The organism is Klebsiella sp. HMSC09D12 (assembly GCF_001808475.1).
Classification (GTDB): domain Bacteria; phylum Pseudomonadota; class Gammaproteobacteria; order Enterobacterales; family Enterobacteriaceae; genus Klebsiella; species Klebsiella oxytoca.
On the sequence record NZ_KV793511.1, the window covers coordinates 155848 to 173448 of the forward strand.

The following is a 17601-nucleotide window of genomic DNA, read 5'->3' on the forward strand; positions in this document are numbered from 1 at the left end:
GTTTCGCGTATATCAAGGAGGCTTGATGCCCTACTCACATCTGCTGGTCGCCGTGGCGCCAACCCCGGAAAGCCGGGTCCTCATTCAAAAAGCCGTCTCCATCGCACGTCCGGTCAATGCAAAAGTCAGCCTGATTACGCTGGCGACGGATCCGGAGCTGTATAATCAGTTTGCGGCGCCCATGATGGAAAACTTACGCGAAGTGATGCAGGAGGAGACGCGCGGATTTCTGGCCGAGCTGGCCCGCCACGCCGACTATCCTATAGAGAAAATGACCATTGCCAGCGGCGGAATTGCTCACCACGTGCAGGATTTTTGCCGACAGCATCGCGTTGACCTGGTGATTTGCGGTAACCACAACCAGAGTCTGTTTTCTCGCGCCACCTGTTCGGCAAAAGATATTGTTGGCAGTAGCGGCGTCGATGTGCTGCTGGTTTGTCTGGAAAAAGGCTAGCGCCGGGGAGGCGCTAACCGTCTTGGCCTCAGGCGAGTTTAGGGAAAGTGGCGACCTTGCGCTCTAAGTGGCTCTCCTCGCTCCCTGGCTCAATCTCCTTTAGATCGGCAATAAACCGCTCCTGCCAGCGATGAATATCGTTTTCCTTTATCACCGCCAGCATGGCCGAATGGCGGGCAATACGCTCGGCCAGAGGCATGGTTAATGCCTTATCCAGCGCCGCAGCGACCTCATCGCGATCGTAAGGATTAACGATTAAGGCCGTCGGGAGCTCGTTGGCCGCGCCGGCAAACTGCGACAGCACCAGCACGCCCGGATTTTGCGGGTCCTGCGCGGCAACATACTCTTTCGCCACCAGGTTCATACCATCGCGCAGCGGGGTAACCAGACCAACGTCGGAGTAGCGGAAGATTTTCATCAGCAGCTTGCGTTCAAAGTGCTGGTTAAGGTAGTAAAGCGGCGTCCAGCCCAGCTGGCCATACTGGCCATTGATACGGCCGGCTGCGTTTTCCAGCTGATGACGAATATCCTGATAGGCCTGAACGTCCCCACGTGAAGTCGGCGCAATCTGGGTATAGCGAATCTTGCCGTGATGCTGCGGATAGTTCTCCAGCAGAGCTTCATAAGCGAGAAAACGCTCCGGCAGCCCCTTCGAATAGTCCAGCCGTTCAACGGAAAAGATATTTTGGACGCTTTTGAGCTCGCTCTTCAGCTGCGCCAGCTTCGGCGGCAGCGGCCCTTTAGCACTGCGCGCAATCTCTTCCGGATCGATACCGATCGGATAGACTTCGGTCTGGAAAGGTTTTCCCCAGGCCACATGCTTTTTGCCGTCGCGCGTCGTCAGGCGGGTTTGCATCGATACGCAATCCAGAAACGCCAGTCGGTCGCTTTCGGTCTGGAAACCCAGTAAATCGTAATCGCAAAGCTGTTCAAGCAGTTCCGCATGCGGCGGTAACGCATTAAACACTTCCGGCGTCGGGAACGGAATATGCAAAAAGAAGCCGATACGATTATTGACGCCGCGCTGGCGCAGTTCGCTGGCCAACGGCAGCAGGTGGTAATCGTGGATCCAGACGATATCGTCAGGTTCAATCAGCGGCAGCAGTTTATCCGCCAGGGTCGCATTAACGCGCTGATAGCCCTCCCAGGCTTCACGCTGAAAATCAACCAGGTCAAGACGATAGTGGAATGCGGGCCATAAAACGGCATTGGAAAAGCGGTTGTAATATTCGTCGTGATCCTGCTCGCTAAGATTGAAAGAGGCCCAGGTGATATTGCCCTGAGTCACTTTTTTTAACGGCTGTTGGTCGTCACCGATTTCCCCACTCCAGCCGAACCACAAACCTCCGGCTGCTTTTAATGCCCCCATAATCCCCACGGCAAGGCCACCGGCGCTGGCCTTTTTGTCATCCGGCGGGGCAATACGATTAGATACTACGACTAAGCGACTCATAGCCATCTCTCCTGTCGGTTAGCGCATCTGGTTGTTGCCCATGATTCGCGATGTTACTAATCCAAAGATGAACGGCGGGCACGTCAGGCAAACGCCAACGCGCTTGCGTTTCGCCGCCGCCCACTTTGACCGATACGCCATTCAATTGATTCACAACGCTAAAACCAGCTTCATCGGTTAAGTCATCACCAACAAACACCGGCTTGCGTCCTTTGAATGGAGCTTCCTGCATAAAAGCGGCTATCGCTTCACCTTTATTCACTCCACGCGGTTTGATCTCCACCACGCACTTACCCGGCTGCAGGGCCAGAATGGGATGGCGCTGGACGATAGATTGCGCCAGCGCCAGCACCGCTTGCTGCTGCTCCGGCGCCTGTCGATAGTGCAAAGCAAAAGCCATCCCCTTACTTTCCAGTTCGCATCCCGGCAAAGCATCCAGTTCCGTCGTCAACTGCGCAGAGAGCGCCTTCAGAAGTGAATCCGGTAAAGAGACAATATGCGTTTTACCATTGATGTCACGGCGTTCAGCCCCGTGGACACCGGCAAGCGGTAGCCGGTAAGGACGGGTAAGCTCATCCAGCTCAACCATTGAGCGCCCTGAAATCAATGCCACCGCGCCGTTTTGCTGCTGCACAAGCTGGCGCAGCGACTGCAGAACATCGGCTGGAATGACCACCTGATCGGGATGGGGTTTGATACCGGCAAGGGTACCATCGAGGTCAAAGAAAAAAGCGTAGTTTCCGGTTAACGCAGGCGGTACATAAATCTGGTCAGCCACCCTGTTTCCTCCTTATCATGGCCAGCAACATGCTGGGTGTTAAATTATTGTAGCCATGTAAGTATAGACAGTGTGACCAGCATCGCCATTTTTGATAGTCATCGCCAGCGCAACGGGCGCTGGCGAGGGTTTAGGATTAAACTGAAAAGTTGGACGAATTAAACCGCACGCTTCGCTTTCTGTTTATAGCGGTCGAAGATCACCGCAGCCAGCAAAATCACGCCGCGCACAACGTACTGCGAGAACGGGGAAATGTTCAGCAGGTTCATCGCATTCTCCACCGTTCCCAGAATCAGGATCCCGGCTACCACGTAGGAGATCTTGCCGATCCCGCCCTTCAGCGATACGCCCCCGAGCACGCAGGCCGAAATGACAATCAGCTCATAGCCAATGGACGTCATCGGCTGACCACTGGTCATACGGGATGCCAGGATAATGCCCGCTGCCGCGGAAACCAGCCCTGAAAGGACGAAAATAATAATTTTCGTCCGCACCACCGGAACGCCGGCCAGACGAGCCGCTTCTTCATTACCCCCTATCGCCAGCGTGTTTCGGCCAAAGGTGGTTTTATTCAGCAGCAGACCGAATACAATCAGGCAGGCAACGGTTAACCAGATAGGCGCAGGCAGACCAAACCAGTTGGCGTAGCCGAGGGTAAAAAAGCGCTCATCTTCAATCCCTACCGCTTTACCGTCGGAGATGATATAGGCAAGACCGCGGACGATCTGCATCGTGGCGAGGGTGGTAATCAGAGCATTAATCTTTAAGCGGGCAATGACAAAACCGTTGACCAGGCCGCTCACTGCGCCAAGCAGCAGACCGGCGCCAATGCCAACCCACATGCTTTCAGTCAGATTAATCACCACCGCCGTGGTCACGCCGGCACAGGCAATAACCGAGGCGACCGACAGATCGAAATCGCCGGACGCCAGGCAAAACAGCATCCCACAGGCGACCATTCCGGACATAGAAATAGCCAACCCCAGACCTTTCATATTAATAAACGAGGCAAAATTGGGCACAAAAATTACGCAGCCAATAAACAGCACCGCGAAAACGACCAGCATGCCGAACTGATCCCAGATACGGGAGAAACTAAAAGCCGACCGGGAAGTACCTGAAGTGGTAACTGATGACATCATAGACTCCTTACTCAGGCGACTGCCTGGCTCACTTTTGGCATGGCAAGGCTCAATGCCTGCTGTTCATTGGCATGTTCATGCAGCAGCTCTCCGGCAATCTCACCCTCGCGCATCACCACGATGCGATCGGCTACGCCGAGAACTTCCGGTAAATCGCTGGAGGCAAAGACCACCGCGACGCCCGATGCCGCTAATGCGTAAATAACGTTATAGATCTCATGCTTAGCGCCCACATCAATGCCGCGCGTGGGCTCGTCAAGCAGGATGACTTTCATCTCCTCCGACAGCCAGCGGCCGAGAATCGCCTTTTGCTGATTGCCACCGGAGAGATTCATAATCAGCTGCTCTGCGCCGGGCGTTTTGATATTCAACGATTTAATATGCTGGTCGGCGTTCTGCGCTTCCCAGGCATTATTGATGACGCAGCCCGCGAGAATGTGCTTGCGGCGGGCGCTGATATTGATGTTGTCGCGAACCGAGTGAACCGGAATAATCCCCTCTGCTTTGCGGTCTTCCGGGCAGAGCATCATCCCGGCCTGAATCGCCTGAGCCGGCTTGCGGATATCAATGGCCTCGCCGTCGATATAAACCTGACCGGCGGTTATTCTGCTGCCGCCGAACAGGCCTTTCATCAGTTCGCTGCGTCCGGCGCCAACCAGCCCAAACAGGCCGACGATTTCTCCGCTACGCACCGAAAGGCTAACGGGTTGCCGTACGCCAGGCGCCTTCACCCGATCGAGGCGCAAACGCTCTTTGCCATATTCACGGGGCTGCCAGCCGTAGATATCGCCCAGCTCGCGACCGACCATCGCCTGTACCAGAGCGTCGTGGTTAACCTCTTGCATATTGTCAAAGGTGCGCACGTAGCGACCATCTTTGAAGACCGTGATGGCGTCACTTAACGCAAAGATCTCTTCCATCCGGTGGGAAACGTAAATGATCACCCGCCCTTCCTGGCGCAGCTCGCGGATGACCCGAAACAGATTGTCGATTTCCCTGGCCGACAGTGAGCTGGTGGGCTCGTCAAAAGCGATGATTTTGGCGTTCCGCGCCAACGCCTTGGCGATCTCCACCATCTGCCACTGGCCAATCGACAAATACTTCAACGGCGTTTCCGGGTCGATATCCAGCCCCAGATGCTGCAGCTGCAGGCCGGCTTCATAATTCAGCAGCGACCGATTCACAATCCCGCCCTTGTGCGGCAATTGGCCGAGGTAGATATTTTCCGCCACGGTCATTTCCGGGATCAGATGCAGCTCCTGATAGATAATCGCCACCCCGGCGTTCAGCGCCTCGGTGGTGTGGGTAAAGGTCATCTGCTGGCCTTGGATCTGTAGGCTGCCGGCAGTGGGTACGTAGTTGCCGCTGAGGATTTTGAGCAACGTGGATTTCCCGGCGCCGTTTTCTCCCATCAGGGCGTGGACCTGTCCGGCATAGCAGTCAAAGCTAATATCGGACAGCGCTTTAACGCCCGGGAATGTCATGGTGATGCCGTGGAATGAGAGATAAGGGGTAGACTGTTGCATAACGACTCCGCTTTTCTGTACAGGGCCTCTCGCTCAAGGCAAGAGGCCCGGTCAACCGGCCTTACAGCCCTTTTTTAGCCAGCTCTTCTTTAAAATTGTCGCGGGTAATCAGCACCACGTCGGTCACCGCGGTGAATTTTGGCGGTTCGACATCTTTTGTCACCCAGTTATAAAGCATCTCGCTGGTTTTATAGCCGTGAATATCCGGGCTTGGCAGCAGAGAGCCGTAGAAACCGGTGGCCTGCGCTTTAGAGAGTTCGTTCACTGCATCAACGCCATTAATACCGATACCGATAACGTCAGGCGCTTTAAAGCCCTGGCCTTCGGTGGCGCGTACGCCGCCCAGAACGGTATTGTCGTTCATGCCGACGATCAGCCAGTGTTTGACGTTCGGATGCTGAACCAGCATAGAGTTACCGGCATCAAAAGCGCCGGGAATGTCGTTAGATTTCGTTGGCACACGGTAGATTTGTTGCTCCGGGAAACCGGCAGCTTTCAGGGCGTCCATCGATCCGGTAGTGCGACGACGGGCGGTGTCCAGCTCGTCGGAAGTGATGGCCATGACGGCGGTATCCTTCACGTCCCAGCCGCGTTTTTGCATCTCTTTATAGAGCTCCTGCCCTTGACGTGCGCCGATCTCACTGGCCGCCATCATCACCAGCGGTACGCTCTCCATCGGTTTGCCTTTGGCGTTAACGAACTGGTCATCGACGGTAATGACTTTCATATCATAGCCGCGCGCTTTGGCGACTATGGCCGCCCCGAGTTTGGGATCGGGCGTACAGATAACAAAGCCTTTGGCTCCGCTAGCCGCCAGGCTATCAATGGCGTTAAGGGTTTTCTCACCGTCGGGGACGGCAATTTTGATGACGTCGAAACCTAAATCTTTACCGGCCTTATCGGCAAATTTCCACTCTGTTTGAAACCATGGCTCTTCAGGCTGTTTGACCAGAAAACCCAGCCTAAGCGTCTCGGCCATAGCTAATTGTGACATAACTGCGGCGAGACCGATCGCCGCCAGCGCTTTAGTAAATTTGTGCATGGTAAACTCCAGCTTTAATTCGCTTTTATGTAGGGAAAATTAAGAGTTAATTTTTTTATCGGACGCAAAACAAGGCATTAGGAAAGTCTCAATCAAGACCGCCGTTGTTAAAATAGTATTAACCGGAAATTATTTCTCCATACGAGAGCGCAATCACATCGCGGAATTACAGTAATTGCGTACATAAAAACAGCGAAAAAAGACATAAAAAAAGCGCTAATTGTCAGACAATTAGCGCAGGCTGTAGCAATATTCTCTATATCATCAGCAGAGTTATCCTTGTCGATATTACCAGCGGCAATAAATATGCTCCGCATGATTGCGTACCGGCACCTCATCCCCCAATAAACGAGCGGCAACGGTAAAAGAAAAATCAAAAACATGGCCTAACCCTTTACCGCTGATCAAATTACCGTCTTCCACTACGGGTTGATCAACATACTCCCCGTCCGCCACGTTCTGCCATAACTCCCCCGAACAGACGTAGCGTCGCCCCCTGAGCAGCCCATTGCCGCCGAGAACCCTTGCGGCTGCCGAACAGATCGGACAGATCAGCATTCCTGCTTTATCGTGGGCCGTAATAAACGCTACGACGTCCTGGCTGGCGGCAAGGTTGACGCTTCCCTGCGGACCGCCGGGCAGAACCACCGCGTCGTACAGCATCCCTGCGCGTTCGGCTAAAGTGCTATCCGCAACCATTGGGATATCGTGGTAGCTCACCACCGCGCGCGATTCGGCGCAGGAGAGAAGCTCCACATCCAGATGCAGACGGCGGAGGATATCAACCACCACAATCGCCTCTCCCTCTTCAAAACCCGACGCCAGCAGCACCGCAACTTTTTTCATTTCAGTCTCCTTTCGTTAGCGTGGCAGTCATAAGCCTTTTACAAAAAAACATCTTTTTTTAAATTATCATCATCTTTTCAGTTACCCAGGCGAAAAGATGAACCAGTGCAGCCTTCGCTTTGATGACTCACGATATCACAAAAAGGAATTTTGAATCATTATTTTTAAAACGCAATTTCAATAAAAAATATTAGAGATACTACCTTTTAATCAGGAAGCCAATAAAAGAGGTGTTAAATCATAAAGTTAATATAAATAACAATGTACTACAGTAAGCGATTACCATTACATTTCCAGCCTGTATAAAGTTAAATCCAGATGTTGTAACATAATGTAAATAACCACCATTGAGAGTTTTCTTAATTCAGATATAGCGCTATTCTATCTTCGTTGAGACAAGAAATTTAATTCCATGGTTCGGGCTTAAGTTCTGAATAGAATTATTCTGAGCTTTTCATCTGTTGGTTTTAATTTCGCAAACTCTCTTGGTCACAATCGCGTCTGGATATGACGCAGGCGCTTCCCGCACAGTAAATAAGGATATTGTTATGGTCGTTCCAGGAATGGTGCAAAAGCTGAATAACCAATTGAATCTTGAGTTCCATACCTCCAACTTGTATCTGCAGTTAAGCGAGTGGTGTATTCAGCAGCGGTTGAACGGTACCGCCACTTTTCTGCGTAATCGAGCGCAATCCAGCATAACGCAGATGATGCGGGTCTTTGATTTTATGAAAAGTTCCGGCGCCTGGCCCGTGCTTAAAGCAGACGAAGCCTGCAGCGCGGAATGCGCCTCTCTTGAAGACCTGTTTAGCAAAACCGTTGCTGATTATCAGCAGCGCAGCAGCATGCTTTCCGGCCTGACGGCAGAGGCGAAGGCGCAAAGCGACGAATCCACCCTACGCTTCCTCGCGCTGCTGGCGAAAGAACAGCAGCTGGATGGCATGCTGCTGGAGACCATTCTGGATGAAGTCCGCTGCGCGGACCAGGCCGGGACCAGCGAACAGCAAACCGATCGTCACCTGCTTGAACTGGTCAGCCAACAGTACGCCAGCGTCATGTCGGCAAATACCGGAGCGCGCGATAAAGCGTAAAAAGAGGCGTGTTTCTGCCTTTAATGCCCTCATCGCCCCTCAGCGAACCAATCTTTTTCGGCGCTTCGGCGCCGTTTTTATTCCTGAAAGGCATTAAAAACTTTTAACCAGATCTCATTCCCGCTCAACCGGAGGAATTAGCAGGGTATTGGTGATCTGGATCACGTTTAAAACTCTGGGTTGATAATATAAAAACAGTGTTTCAAAAATTTAAAACACGGAGTTTATTTTAATGGAAAGATATACGGCTTCAGCCTCAAACGGGCTGCAGGGAAGACCGATTTTGTTACGCCATCAGTTAGCCTACGGCGGCGGAAATTTGCTGGGAAGCGGCGCACTGGCGATCAGCGGTGCCTGGCTGCTCTATTTTTATACAACCTTCTGTGGGCTGACGCTGATCGAAGCCTCCTTTATTTTCTCCGTCGCCAGCATTATCGACGCGATTAGTAACCCGCTGATGGGCTACCTCACCGATAACTTTGGCAAAACCCGGCTCGGTAAACGCTTTGGCCGCCGTCGCTTCTTTTTATTAATAGGCATTCCGCTAATGATGTTCTACCCGCTGCTGTGGGTAGAAGGTCTCGGTTTCTGGTACTACCTGTGCACCTACGTCGTCTTTGAAATCATTTATACCTCGATTATGGTCCCCTATGAAACATTGGCGACCGAAATGACTGATGATTTCTCACTGCGTTCGAAGCTCACCGGTTATAAAGCGATATTCGGCAAACTGGCTAACTTCCTCGCGGCATTTATCCCCGGGCAGTTCATCCTGCTTTATGGCAAAGAATCCGCCACCCCGTTTTTCCTTACCGGACTGACCTACGGTGTCATTCTTATCGTGGCCATCTCCTGTTTGTGGTACTGCAGCTGGGAACGACCGCGCGAAGAGGAAAAAAGCTCGGGCGAGAAAAAGGGGCTACTCAATACGCTGCTTATGCTGGCCAAAGATATGCGCTCAACCTTTTATCTGCGCGTATTCCGTAAACACCTTGGTATGTATCTCTGCGGTTTCGGCGCCGAATGGCTGTTTGCGTCGATCTTCACTTACTTCGTCATCTTCGTGCTGCAACACGATCCGGCGATGGTGGCCGGGCTCAACAGCCTGAACTCAATTCTGCAGCTGGTATCAACGGCCCTGTTTATCGGCCTGTGCGTGAAGAAAGGCTTCAGTAAGCCGTATATTCTGGCGCTGAGCGTGGTCATCTTTGCCGTGCTGCTCTACACCTCGCTGTGGTTCTTCCACCTGCCTTCAAGCCTGGCCACCATCCTGATGTTTGGCATCACGGTGCTGTTCGGTCTCGGCACCGGCGGCGTCTACTACATTCCCTGGACCGTTTACACCTTTTTGGCTGATGTCGATGAAATTTACACCGGCCGCCGTCGCGAGGGGATCTATGCAGGCGCCATGACTTTCTCAGGTAAAATTTTGCGCTCGATTATCGTCTTTACAATGGGAGCTATCCTCAGCTTCTACGGGTTCCAGTCAAAGGCGCACACGCAGCCGGAAAGTGCGGTCACCGCGATTGCGGTGGTATTCTGTGCAGGGGTGATTTTACTGGCGCTGGCAGCCATCGTGTTCAGTAAACAGATGAAGCTCGATCGCAAGGCGCACCTGGTGGTGCTACAGGAAGTCGCGCGCATTAAAGCGGGAGGCAAAATTGCCGACATCGCGCCGGACGTTCGCCTTATCGTGGAAGATTTAGTGGGCCATCGTTATGAAGAGTGCTGGGGCAACAGCAAACTGTTCAAGAATGCGCAGGAGAACGTCATTCAAACCGCCGTGTCCCATTAATCAGCAATAACGCCCCGCTATCGCGTTGATGGCGGGGCTCACGCCGCTAGTGCGCTTCTTCCTGCGGGGTGAATTTCAGCTCAATCAGCGCGATGGCTTTTTGTACCGCCCGCAGCGTCACCGGGTCAGCCGAGGCCGGGTGGCTGGCAAAATCGATGGCTTTCAGCTGGGTAGTCATTTTTTCGCGCACCTCGACAGGGGCGATGATATCGATGACGTCGAGGATCTGCTTGATAACTAACTGGCAGGCAACAACGTCAGAGACCAGTTCGTCGTGTTCGGTAAGATGTTGAGACATTTTTCACTCCTTTTTTCAGGAGCGTAATAGTACCCTAATTCCTCGGATATAAAAAAACCTGCCGCAGCAGGTTTTTTTATCAGAACATAGCGCCAGGCGGTACGTCTTTAAAGGTTTTGCAGTAGTTTTCGAACATGCTCTTCAGAATTTTGCGCAGTTTCATGGTTGGCTCCATTTTTGTTATGCAGGTGTTAATATCTACACAGCTATAATATGACCTGTATCACAAAAATCAATCTCAACGTGCGATAAATCACGTTTTATTTACAAAATAAATTTAAACATTCAACAAAAGTGAGTTATTTCGGATAGTTAAGAGCTGCGGGCTCCAGGTGAATCCGGGATCGCTTAGCAATGGCAGCGATACAACGATGAGTACAAACATCTCTTCCAGGGACGACCGCTCTTTTTCAGCACCTGCTCTGCTGGTGGCTGGCGCGTTTTTTATGGAGTTCCTCGACGGCACAGTCATCGCCACCGCCCTGCCCGACATGGCGAAAGACTTCGGCGTAACGGCAGTGGATCTCAACATTGGAATTAGCGCCTACCTTATTACCCTTGCGGTGCTGATACCCGCCAGCGGCTGGATCGCCGATCGCTTCGGCGCGCGGAAAATCTTTAGCCTGGCGCTGGCGATTTTTACCCTCGCCTCGGTGTTTTGCGGGTTGTCGACCAATGTCGATGTGTTTGTCGCCATGCGTATTCTTCAGGGAATTGGCGGCGCGCTGATGGTGCCCGTGGGCCGCCTGGCGGTGTTGCGCACCACACCGAAGCATCAGCTGATTAAAGCGATTGCCACTCTGACCTGGCCGGCGCTGGTGGCGCCTATTATTGGCCCACCGTTGGGCGGATTTATCACCAGCTACGCCAGCTGGCACTGGATCTTCTTTATTAACGTGCCGCTTGGGCTTGTGGCGATTGCCCTGGCGCTGCGCATCATCCCGGATATTCGGGAAGAAGAGCGCCGCCCGTTCGATCTTTCCGGTTTTCTTGCGACCTCGGTGGCGATGGTTAGCCTGGTTGCCGCCATGGAGCTTCTCGGCGATCGTCAGCCTCTGGGCTGGCAGACCCTGGCGCTGCTGGCGTTAGGCCTGGGCTGCATGCTTTTCTCGTTACGGCACTTCCGCCGCGCTGAATGGCCGATGGTGCGCCTTGATGCGCTGGAGATCCCCACCTTCAGGGTCACCATGTACGGCGGTTCGCTGTTCCGCTCCTCCATCAGCGCCGTTCCGTTTCTGCTGCCGCTGCTTTTTCAGGTCGGCTTCGGCATGGATCCCTTCCACTCGGGGCTGCTGGTGCTGGCGGTGTTCGTCGGCAACTTCACCATCAAGCCCCTTACAACGCCGCTGATTCGCTGGCTGGGTTTTCGCCGTCTGCTGCTGATCAATGGCGCATTAAACGTATTATCGCTGCTGGCCTGCGCTTTTTTAACCCCGCATACGCCGGTTTGGCTCATCTTTGTAATTCTCTATCTCGGCGGGGTCTTCCGATCGATTCAATTTACCGGCATCAGCACCCTCGCTTTTGCCGATGTTCCTTCCGGACAAATGAGCTATGCCAATACGCTGTTCAGCACCGCATCCCAGCTGGCCGTTGGACTTGGGATAACGCTTGGAGCGATAGGTATTCGTATTGGGGAAGAGTTCAGTGAATGGCTTACGCTTTCTCACCTTCCGGGCATCAGCTTCCGCCTGTCGTTTATCTTTATTGCGCTGATTTGCCTGGTCGGCATGATTGATACTCTGCATCTGACAAAAGATGCGGGTAGCAGCGTGTCGAACAAAAAGAAATAGATAAAGAAAAGGCCAGCAGCGCTGGCCTTGCATAGGATGTGTTAATCAATTAACCGATGATCTGGCGAACGAACGCTTCGATCTCTTTATCCTGGCAGTTCTCAAAGAAACACTGCTGGAAGCGAGGGCCGGAAACGGCAGTTTTCACCAGCTCCGGATCGATCGCACGCAGCGTATCCAGATAGTTTTCCTTAACCACCGCGGCTTTGACCGCGTTCAGGATGCCGGCGTTACGCACCTGAGGCTCTTTACGCTCCGGCGGATAGCCTTCGCCTTTGCGGCCGGTGAAGGCTTTTTCAAAGATAAAGCGTACGTTCAGCTCTGCACCCCAGCCAAATCCTTTCGCAAACGGCAGAGACAGCGCGTTACCGTTATTGATCTGCGCAAACAGGAAGGCGTCCGCAGGGTCGATGCAGTAGCCACAAACGACGCCCGGATGAATATTTAACGACATTAGCGCGCCCTGACCAGTGCCGCAGCCGGTAACCACAAAGTCGACCGCCTTCGAATTCAGCAGGATGCTGGCCATAATGCCCAGATGGATATAGGTCAGGTGATGGTCGTTTTCATCGCTCATCCCGACGTTGTAAACCGGGAAGCCCTTCTCGTCAGCAACGGCGTTTAATTCATTGAGGATGATGGCGTTTTTGTTCGCCTGGCTGTTTTCCATCATCAGTGCGATTTTCATGCTTTACTCTCCTGAATGCTGTGCGGGTTTTCCCGCGATAGTTCGTTAGCGTTGCTATGACAATACTACCTTACGAACATACTTTCAAATTTTATGAAAAGTTGTTTTATAAATTGCATCTCGCCTCACACTTTTGCCTTTCGTCCTGCCAGGACGCCGCCTCATCCTGAGGCAAGTCGCGTCATCTCAGGCCAGGTCTGTGTGCGGGGGATCGGATTAACACGGCGAAATTTGGCCCAACGGCGAAGTGAACGAAATAAGGAATTAAAACCATTCTCATTATTTTAAAAGTGCCAATGCGTGTTATTCCCATTTGCATTATTAATAAATGAATTTATTAATTTACTTTTTGCAAATAAATTAATAACAAATTATAGTGTGCGCACTAAAACTTATTTCTTTTTTCCCGGAGCAGCCAGATGCTAAAAACTGAAATGATCGATAAGCTTAATGCGCAGATGAATCTTGAACTTTATTCCTCTCTGCTTTATCAGCAAATGAGCGCCTGGTGTAGTTACCACAGCTTTGAAGGCGCGGCGGCGTTTCTTCGTCGCCACGCGCAGGAAGAGATGACCCATATGCAGCGCCTTTTCGATTACCTGACCGATACCGGTAGTCTGCCCTGCATCACGGCTATCGCGTCGCCGTTTGCTGAGTATGCCTCTCTTGACGAGCTATTCCGTGCGACCTACGAACATGAACAGTTAATTACGCAAAAAATTAATGAACTGGCACATGCGGCAATGACCAGTCAGGATTATCCGACGTTTAATTTCCTGCAGTGGTACGTTGCTGAACAGCACGAAGAAGAGAAGCTGTTTAAATCGGTTATTGATAAATTAACCCTCGCAGGTAAAAGCGGCGAAGGTCTGTACTTTATTGATAAAGAGCTGGCAACGCTCGACACGCAAAATTAATTAGGCCGGCAGCGAGGCTCCAGCGCCCGCTGCCGTATTAATGGCGGCAAATTTTACTTTCGTGCGTATTAAACCCTTCTTCAGCGGCAATAAACTTGCCTTTTTTCTGCAAAAACGCCACCAGTTCCGCCGCACTCAGATTTTCCGCCGAGCAGGTGTGAAATCGGGCTTCTTTACCGAAACGCGCGACGATCGCCGCTTCAAGCGTCGCCACGGTGTAAGTTTCGCCTGAGGCGATCATCATTTGCAGCACTTCGTGACCATGAATCGATTGCATATTCTCTCCCGTAAAGCCCGCAGAATATACCAGCCCGGGCGGCGAATTCTTGCGCCAGCGCAGCTTTGAAGCAAACCCTCTGCTACTGTAAAGTTTTTATTACAACGCCTGTAACCTTCATTTGACGAAGCGACTGATTTCACATACTCTGCGCGGCATAATGAATTGTGAATGCCGTAATGGATAGTGAAAAGCGTGAAGAACCGCACTCTGGGTAGTATTTTAATCGTCGCCGGCACCACCATCGGCGCAGGGATGTTAGCCATGCCGTTGGCATCGGCGGGCGTAGGTTTCGGCGTGACGTTAGCTTTGCTGATAACGCTTTGGGCGCTAATGTGTTATACCGCTTTGCTGCTGCTGGAAGTCTATCAGCACGTGCCGGCCGACATGGGTCTGGGTTCGCTGGCGGCACGTTATCTGGGCCGATACGGGCAATGGGCAACCGGCTTTTGCATGCTGTTTCTGCTTTACGCGCTCACGGCAGCCTATATCAGCGGCGCCGGCGAACTGCTGGCCTCAAGCCTCAATCAGTGGCTGGACTGGACGCTGCCTCCTGCGGCAGGCGTTCTGATCTTTACCGCTATCGGTGGGACGGTCGTCTGCATCGGGACTTCGCTGGTCGATCTTTTTAACCGCTTTTTATTCAGCGCAAAGATTATTTTCCTCGCCATTATGCTTGCGCTTCTGCTGCCGCACATTCACCAGATAAACCTGCTGACTCTGCCGCTACAGCAGGGGCTGGCGCTGTCGGCCATTCCGGTGATTTTTACTTCCTTTGGTTTTCACGGCAGCATACCCAGTATTGTGAGCTACCTGGGCGGCGATATTCGCAAGCTGCGCCGGGTATTTATCATCGGAAGCTTTATTCCTCTGGTCGCCTATATTTTCTGGCAGCTGGCGACGCTGGGCAGCATTGACTCTCCTGCGTTTACCGCGCTGCTGGCGCAGAATGCCGGGCTCAATGGCCTGCTGGAGGCCATCCGTGAAGTGGTGGCATCGTCGCACGTTGAGCTGGCGGTCCATCTGTTCGCCGACCTGGCGCTGGCGACATCATTTCTCGGGGTGGCGCTTGGGTTGTTCGACTATCTGGCCGATCTGTTTCAACGCCAGAACAGCGCCGGTGGACGGCTACAGAGCGGTCTGATTACCTTTTTGCCTCCGCTGGCCTTCGCGCTATTTTATCCGCGTGGCTTCGTGATGGCGTTAGGCTATGCGGGCGTTGCGCTGGCCGTGCTCGCGCTCATGCTGCCTTCGCTGCTGGTAATGAAGAGCCGCCAACAGCACCCTGATGCCCCGTGGCGGGTCGCAGGCGGTTCAGCGGCGCTGTGGCTTGTCCTGCTCTGCGGGATCGCTATCGTAGTGATTCAGTTTGCGATAGTCGCAGGATTACTGCCGGCGGTGGGATAAAAAAGGGGCCAATTCGGCCCCTGATGTTATTTCGTTAAACAGCACTGCTTATATTTCTTACCGCTGCCGCACGGGCAAGGATCGTTGCGCCCAACCTTGCTCTCATTCCTGATGGGCTGCTGAACTTGTGCGGGCTGAGCGTGCTCAGTCCAGTAGTTGTAAAGCGCCAGGGCCGCAGGACGAATTCGCTCAACGCTGGCGATAAACTCTTCCGCGGATAGTTCATCCAGCGCCTCGAAGCGCTCTTCGGTACCGTGCAGAGCGATGGCGTCCAGCTCTGCCTGCAGCTCGGCAGGCAGACCTGACCAGTCGCTTAATCCCACGCCGCGCATATAGCCAAAGCACCACTCCTCAACAATGGTGAGCTCCTGCCCCTCCTCTTCCCGGCTGCCGAACATCGGTTCGAACTGATCGGGATAGTCGCTTAAACGCTCGGCAATATCGCTCATATGCTGCAGCGTCAGGTTGACGAAACGGTCTCGCTCGCGATCGTTGGCCCAGCGCGGCACATTATCCGCTCCGCCCCAGATAGCAATCAGCCACTGCGCGGGCTCAATCTCGGTCGGCCCGGAGAGTATGGCCGTCAGTAGGCCATCCAGTTCAGCAACATCCATGATGGTGCCTTCTACCGCGTATTTCGACAGGATATCATCCAGCCATTCCACTTCGCTTTCGTTCAGGGGTCCAGTTTTCATAAACAGGCTCATCGTCGTAAAAAATGGCGCTTACAGTAGCGGAAATAGCGAAAGAAAACTACCCGGCTACAGGAGCTTCAGCGTGCGAAGTGTTTCCGCAATTTCGCTAAAGGCATCCGACGAAAGCGGGAGCAGCGGTCGCGGTAAGCAATCCTCCCCGCACAGCCCGAGGATACTTGCCGCTGCGGCGGTCACTCGCAGACTGCCACCATATTTACTGAATAACATCCACAGCGGCGCGAGCCTGGCGCTGATTGCCGTCGCCTGCTCAGCGTCCCCTCGCGCTGCCGCCGCGGTTAACTCTTTGGCGACCTGCGGGAAAAGGCCGCCGCACACCGAATACCAGACTTCGCAGCCGGCATTCAGGCCATCGGCCGCGCAGGCGTCCCCGCTAATGCCAATACTCACCCCTGCCGGTAGCTGGCGCCGCAGGCTCTGAATCCGGCGGACGGTTTCATTTTTCGCGGGGCCGGGGATTTTAATTGAGGCGATCCCGGGTAGCGCGGCGATCGCGCCTTTAAGTTCATCCGAAGTCGTCACATGCGTGGTAACGGGATTGTCGTAAACGCAGACGGGGACGGAGACCTGTTGGGTGACGGTCTGGTAAAAAGTCAAAATCTCCTCGTCTGTCAGGGGTTGATAAGCCATTACTGGCAGAAGCAGCGCGCTGGCGCCTGCCATCTGCGCGTCTTCAGCCAGACGGAGAACCTGATCGGTCCCCAGCGCCCCTATGCCGACCATCAATGGAATGGGTCCGGCATGCGATTTTGCCTGGCGCACCACCTGCATTCTCTGCTCACGGCTAAGCCAGGCATAGCTTCCGGTGGAGCCAAGTACGCCGAGGGAATCGACCTCAGATTCGACGAGACGAGTGACAATTCGGGCAAATGCCGTTTCATCAACGCCATGTGGATGTAACGGAGTCAGAGGAAAAGCGCAGAGGCCAGTGAACATTTCATCCCCACTTATTGAGATAATGATTGAGTGCTGGCAGATAATAGCAACAGAAAAGTATTTTGTCCTATGACAAAATGAACCCGACGATCGAGAGGTAGCGCTGAAGCGGTTTTTCGTAAGGGACAAAAACAAAAAAACCACCCGTAGGTGGTTTCACGACACTGCTTATTGCTTTGATTATTCTGCTTTATCCCAATGGTACCCGGAGCGGGACTTGAACCCGCACAGCGCGAACGCCGAGGGATTTTAAATCCCTTGTGTCTACCGATTCCACCATCCGGGCTCGGGATAGAAATTGGAGGCGCGTTCCGGAGTCGAACCGGACTAGACGGATTTGCAATCCGCTACATAACCGCTTTGCTAACGCGCCTTAATGCTTTAACACCCGCAACTGCCGATGTCTTAAACTGGAGCGGGAAACGAGACTCGAACTCGCGACCCC

General features: G+C 53.1%; 18 protein-coding genes and 3 tRNA genes (1 of these 21 only partly in view). 6 read left to right on the forward strand and 15 right to left on the reverse strand.

Going from position 1 to position 17601, the window contains the following annotated elements; all coding sequences use genetic code 11:
* Positions 1 to 25: 25 nt before the first annotated feature.
* A complete protein-coding gene (gene uspC, locus HMPREF3178_RS27690) occupies positions 26 to 454 on the forward strand; it encodes a universal stress protein UspC (RefSeq protein WP_004103417.1) in 429 nt (142 codons plus the stop codon).
* A gap of 28 nt (positions 455 to 482) precedes the next feature.
* On the opposite strand, the gene otsA is transcribed toward uspC, so the two are convergent.
* The 6 genes from otsA to HMPREF3178_RS27720 form a co-directional block, all read right to left on the reverse strand.
* Entirely contained in the window at positions 483 to 1907 is a 1425-nt protein-coding gene (gene otsA, locus HMPREF3178_RS27695) for an alpha,alpha-trehalose-phosphate synthase (RefSeq protein WP_004103421.1), read from the reverse strand.
* Positions 1882 to 2685, reverse strand: coding sequence for a trehalose-phosphatase (gene otsB / locus HMPREF3178_RS27700; RefSeq protein ID WP_016808315.1), 804 nt, complete (start codon positions 2683 to 2685; stop codon positions 1882 to 1884). Before otsB ends, otsA begins: the two co-directional genes overlap by 26 nt.
* A 158-nt stretch (positions 2686 to 2843) precedes the next feature.
* The gene (gene araH, locus HMPREF3178_RS27705) at positions 2844 to 3824 is read right to left on the reverse strand and encodes an L-arabinose ABC transporter permease AraH (protein ID WP_004103425.1); all 981 of its coding nucleotides are present in this window, start codon (positions 3822 to 3824) and stop codon (positions 2844 to 2846) included.
* A 14-nt stretch (positions 3825 to 3838) separates the two neighbouring features.
* On the reverse strand, positions 3839 to 5353 hold the full coding sequence (gene araG, locus HMPREF3178_RS27710; RefSeq protein WP_004103427.1) for an L-arabinose ABC transporter ATP-binding protein AraG: 1515 nt from the start codon (positions 5351 to 5353) through the stop codon (positions 3839 to 3841).
* A 61-nt stretch (positions 5354 to 5414) separates the two neighbouring features.
* Positions 5415 to 6395: an arabinose ABC transporter substrate-binding protein gene (locus tag HMPREF3178_RS27715; protein WP_017145632.1), complete on the reverse strand. Its 981-nt coding sequence runs from the start codon at positions 6393 to 6395 to the stop codon at positions 5415 to 5417.
* Between the two features lie 288 nt (positions 6396 to 6683).
* Entirely contained in the window at positions 6684 to 7241 is a 558-nt protein-coding gene (locus tag HMPREF3178_RS27720) for a DJ-1/PfpI family protein (RefSeq protein ID WP_004103431.1), read from the reverse strand.
* Between the two features lie 548 nt (positions 7242 to 7789).
* Here HMPREF3178_RS27720 and HMPREF3178_RS27725 point away from each other — a divergent pair.
* Together HMPREF3178_RS27725 and HMPREF3178_RS27730 are read left to right on the forward strand one after the other, a co-directional pair.
* On the forward strand, positions 7790 to 8332 hold the full coding sequence (locus HMPREF3178_RS27725; protein ID WP_017145631.1) for a non-heme ferritin-like protein: 543 nt from the start codon (positions 7790 to 7792) through the stop codon (positions 8330 to 8332).
* A gap of 283 nt (positions 8333 to 8615) precedes the next feature.
* Positions 8616 to 10127 (forward strand): MFS transporter, encoded by a 1512-nt coding sequence (locus HMPREF3178_RS27730; protein ID WP_024274409.1) that lies wholly within the window; start codon positions 8616 to 8618, stop codon positions 10125 to 10127.
* 46 nt (positions 10128 to 10173) lie between these two features.
* On the opposite strand, the gene HMPREF3178_RS27735 is transcribed toward HMPREF3178_RS27730, so the two are convergent.
* Positions 10174 to 10425 carry a DUF2766 family protein gene (locus tag HMPREF3178_RS27735; RefSeq protein WP_004103438.1) on the reverse strand — a complete coding sequence of 84 codons (252 nt, stop codon included), beginning with the start codon at positions 10423 to 10425 and terminating at the stop codon, positions 10174 to 10176.
* 79 nt (positions 10426 to 10504) lie between these two features.
* Positions 10505 to 10588 (reverse strand): stress response protein AzuC, encoded by an 84-nt coding sequence (gene azuC, locus HMPREF3178_RS31210; RefSeq protein ID WP_014229869.1) that lies wholly within the window; start codon positions 10586 to 10588, stop codon positions 10505 to 10507.
* A 208-nt stretch (positions 10589 to 10796) separates the two neighbouring features.
* Here azuC and HMPREF3178_RS27740 point away from each other — a divergent pair, with 208 nt between their 5' ends.
* Positions 10797 to 12218 carry an MFS transporter gene (locus tag HMPREF3178_RS27740; RefSeq protein WP_017145628.1) on the forward strand — a complete coding sequence of 474 codons (1422 nt, stop codon included), beginning with the start codon at positions 10797 to 10799 and terminating at the stop codon, positions 12216 to 12218.
* 49 nt (positions 12219 to 12267) lie between these two features.
* Here the strand turns inward: HMPREF3178_RS27740 and HMPREF3178_RS27745 are convergent, their stop codons facing one another.
* Entirely contained in the window at positions 12268 to 12906 is a 639-nt protein-coding gene (locus tag HMPREF3178_RS27745) for an RpiB/LacA/LacB family sugar-phosphate isomerase (RefSeq protein WP_004103442.1), read from the reverse strand.
* Positions 12907 to 13325: 419 nt separating this feature from the next.
* Between HMPREF3178_RS27745 and ftnA the strand changes: the two genes are divergently transcribed.
* Positions 13326 to 13823: a non-heme ferritin gene (gene ftnA / locus HMPREF3178_RS27750; RefSeq protein WP_004113821.1), complete on the forward strand. Its 498-nt coding sequence runs from the start codon at positions 13326 to 13328 to the stop codon at positions 13821 to 13823.
* A 37-nt stretch (positions 13824 to 13860) separates the two neighbouring features.
* Here ftnA and HMPREF3178_RS27755 read toward each other — a convergent pair whose 3' ends face one another.
* Entirely contained in the window at positions 13861 to 14100 is a 240-nt protein-coding gene (locus tag HMPREF3178_RS27755; RefSeq protein WP_017145627.1) for a YecH family metal-binding protein, read from the reverse strand.
* Between the two features lie 195 nt (positions 14101 to 14295).
* Here HMPREF3178_RS27755 and tyrP point away from each other — a divergent pair, with 195 nt between their 5' ends.
* Positions 14296 to 15507, forward strand: a complete 1212-nt coding sequence (gene tyrP / locus HMPREF3178_RS27760) for a tyrosine transporter TyrP (RefSeq protein WP_004103448.1) — start codon at positions 14296 to 14298, stop codon at positions 15505 to 15507.
* A 26-nt stretch (positions 15508 to 15533) separates the two neighbouring features.
* On the opposite strand, the gene HMPREF3178_RS27765 is transcribed toward tyrP, so the two are convergent.
* The 5 genes from HMPREF3178_RS27765 to HMPREF3178_RS27785 all read right to left on the reverse strand — a co-directional run.
* Positions 15534 to 16214, reverse strand: coding sequence for a YecA/YgfB family protein (locus HMPREF3178_RS27765; protein WP_380297229.1), 681 nt, complete (start codon positions 16212 to 16214; stop codon positions 15534 to 15536).
* A 54-nt stretch (positions 16215 to 16268) separates the two neighbouring features.
* Complete coding sequence (locus HMPREF3178_RS27770) at positions 16269 to 17156, reverse strand: dihydrodipicolinate synthase family protein (protein ID WP_017145625.1); 888 nt, start codon at positions 17154 to 17156, stop codon at positions 16269 to 16271.
* 199 nt (positions 17157 to 17355) lie between these two features.
* Positions 17356 to 17442 (reverse strand) — tRNA-Leu (locus HMPREF3178_RS27775).
* Between the two features lie 13 nt (positions 17443 to 17455).
* A tRNA-Cys gene (locus HMPREF3178_RS27780) sits at positions 17456 to 17529 on the reverse strand.
* Positions 17530 to 17567: 38 nt separating this feature from the next.
* A tRNA-OTHER gene (locus HMPREF3178_RS27785) sits at positions 17568 to 17601 on the reverse strand; it runs 53 nt beyond the window's last position.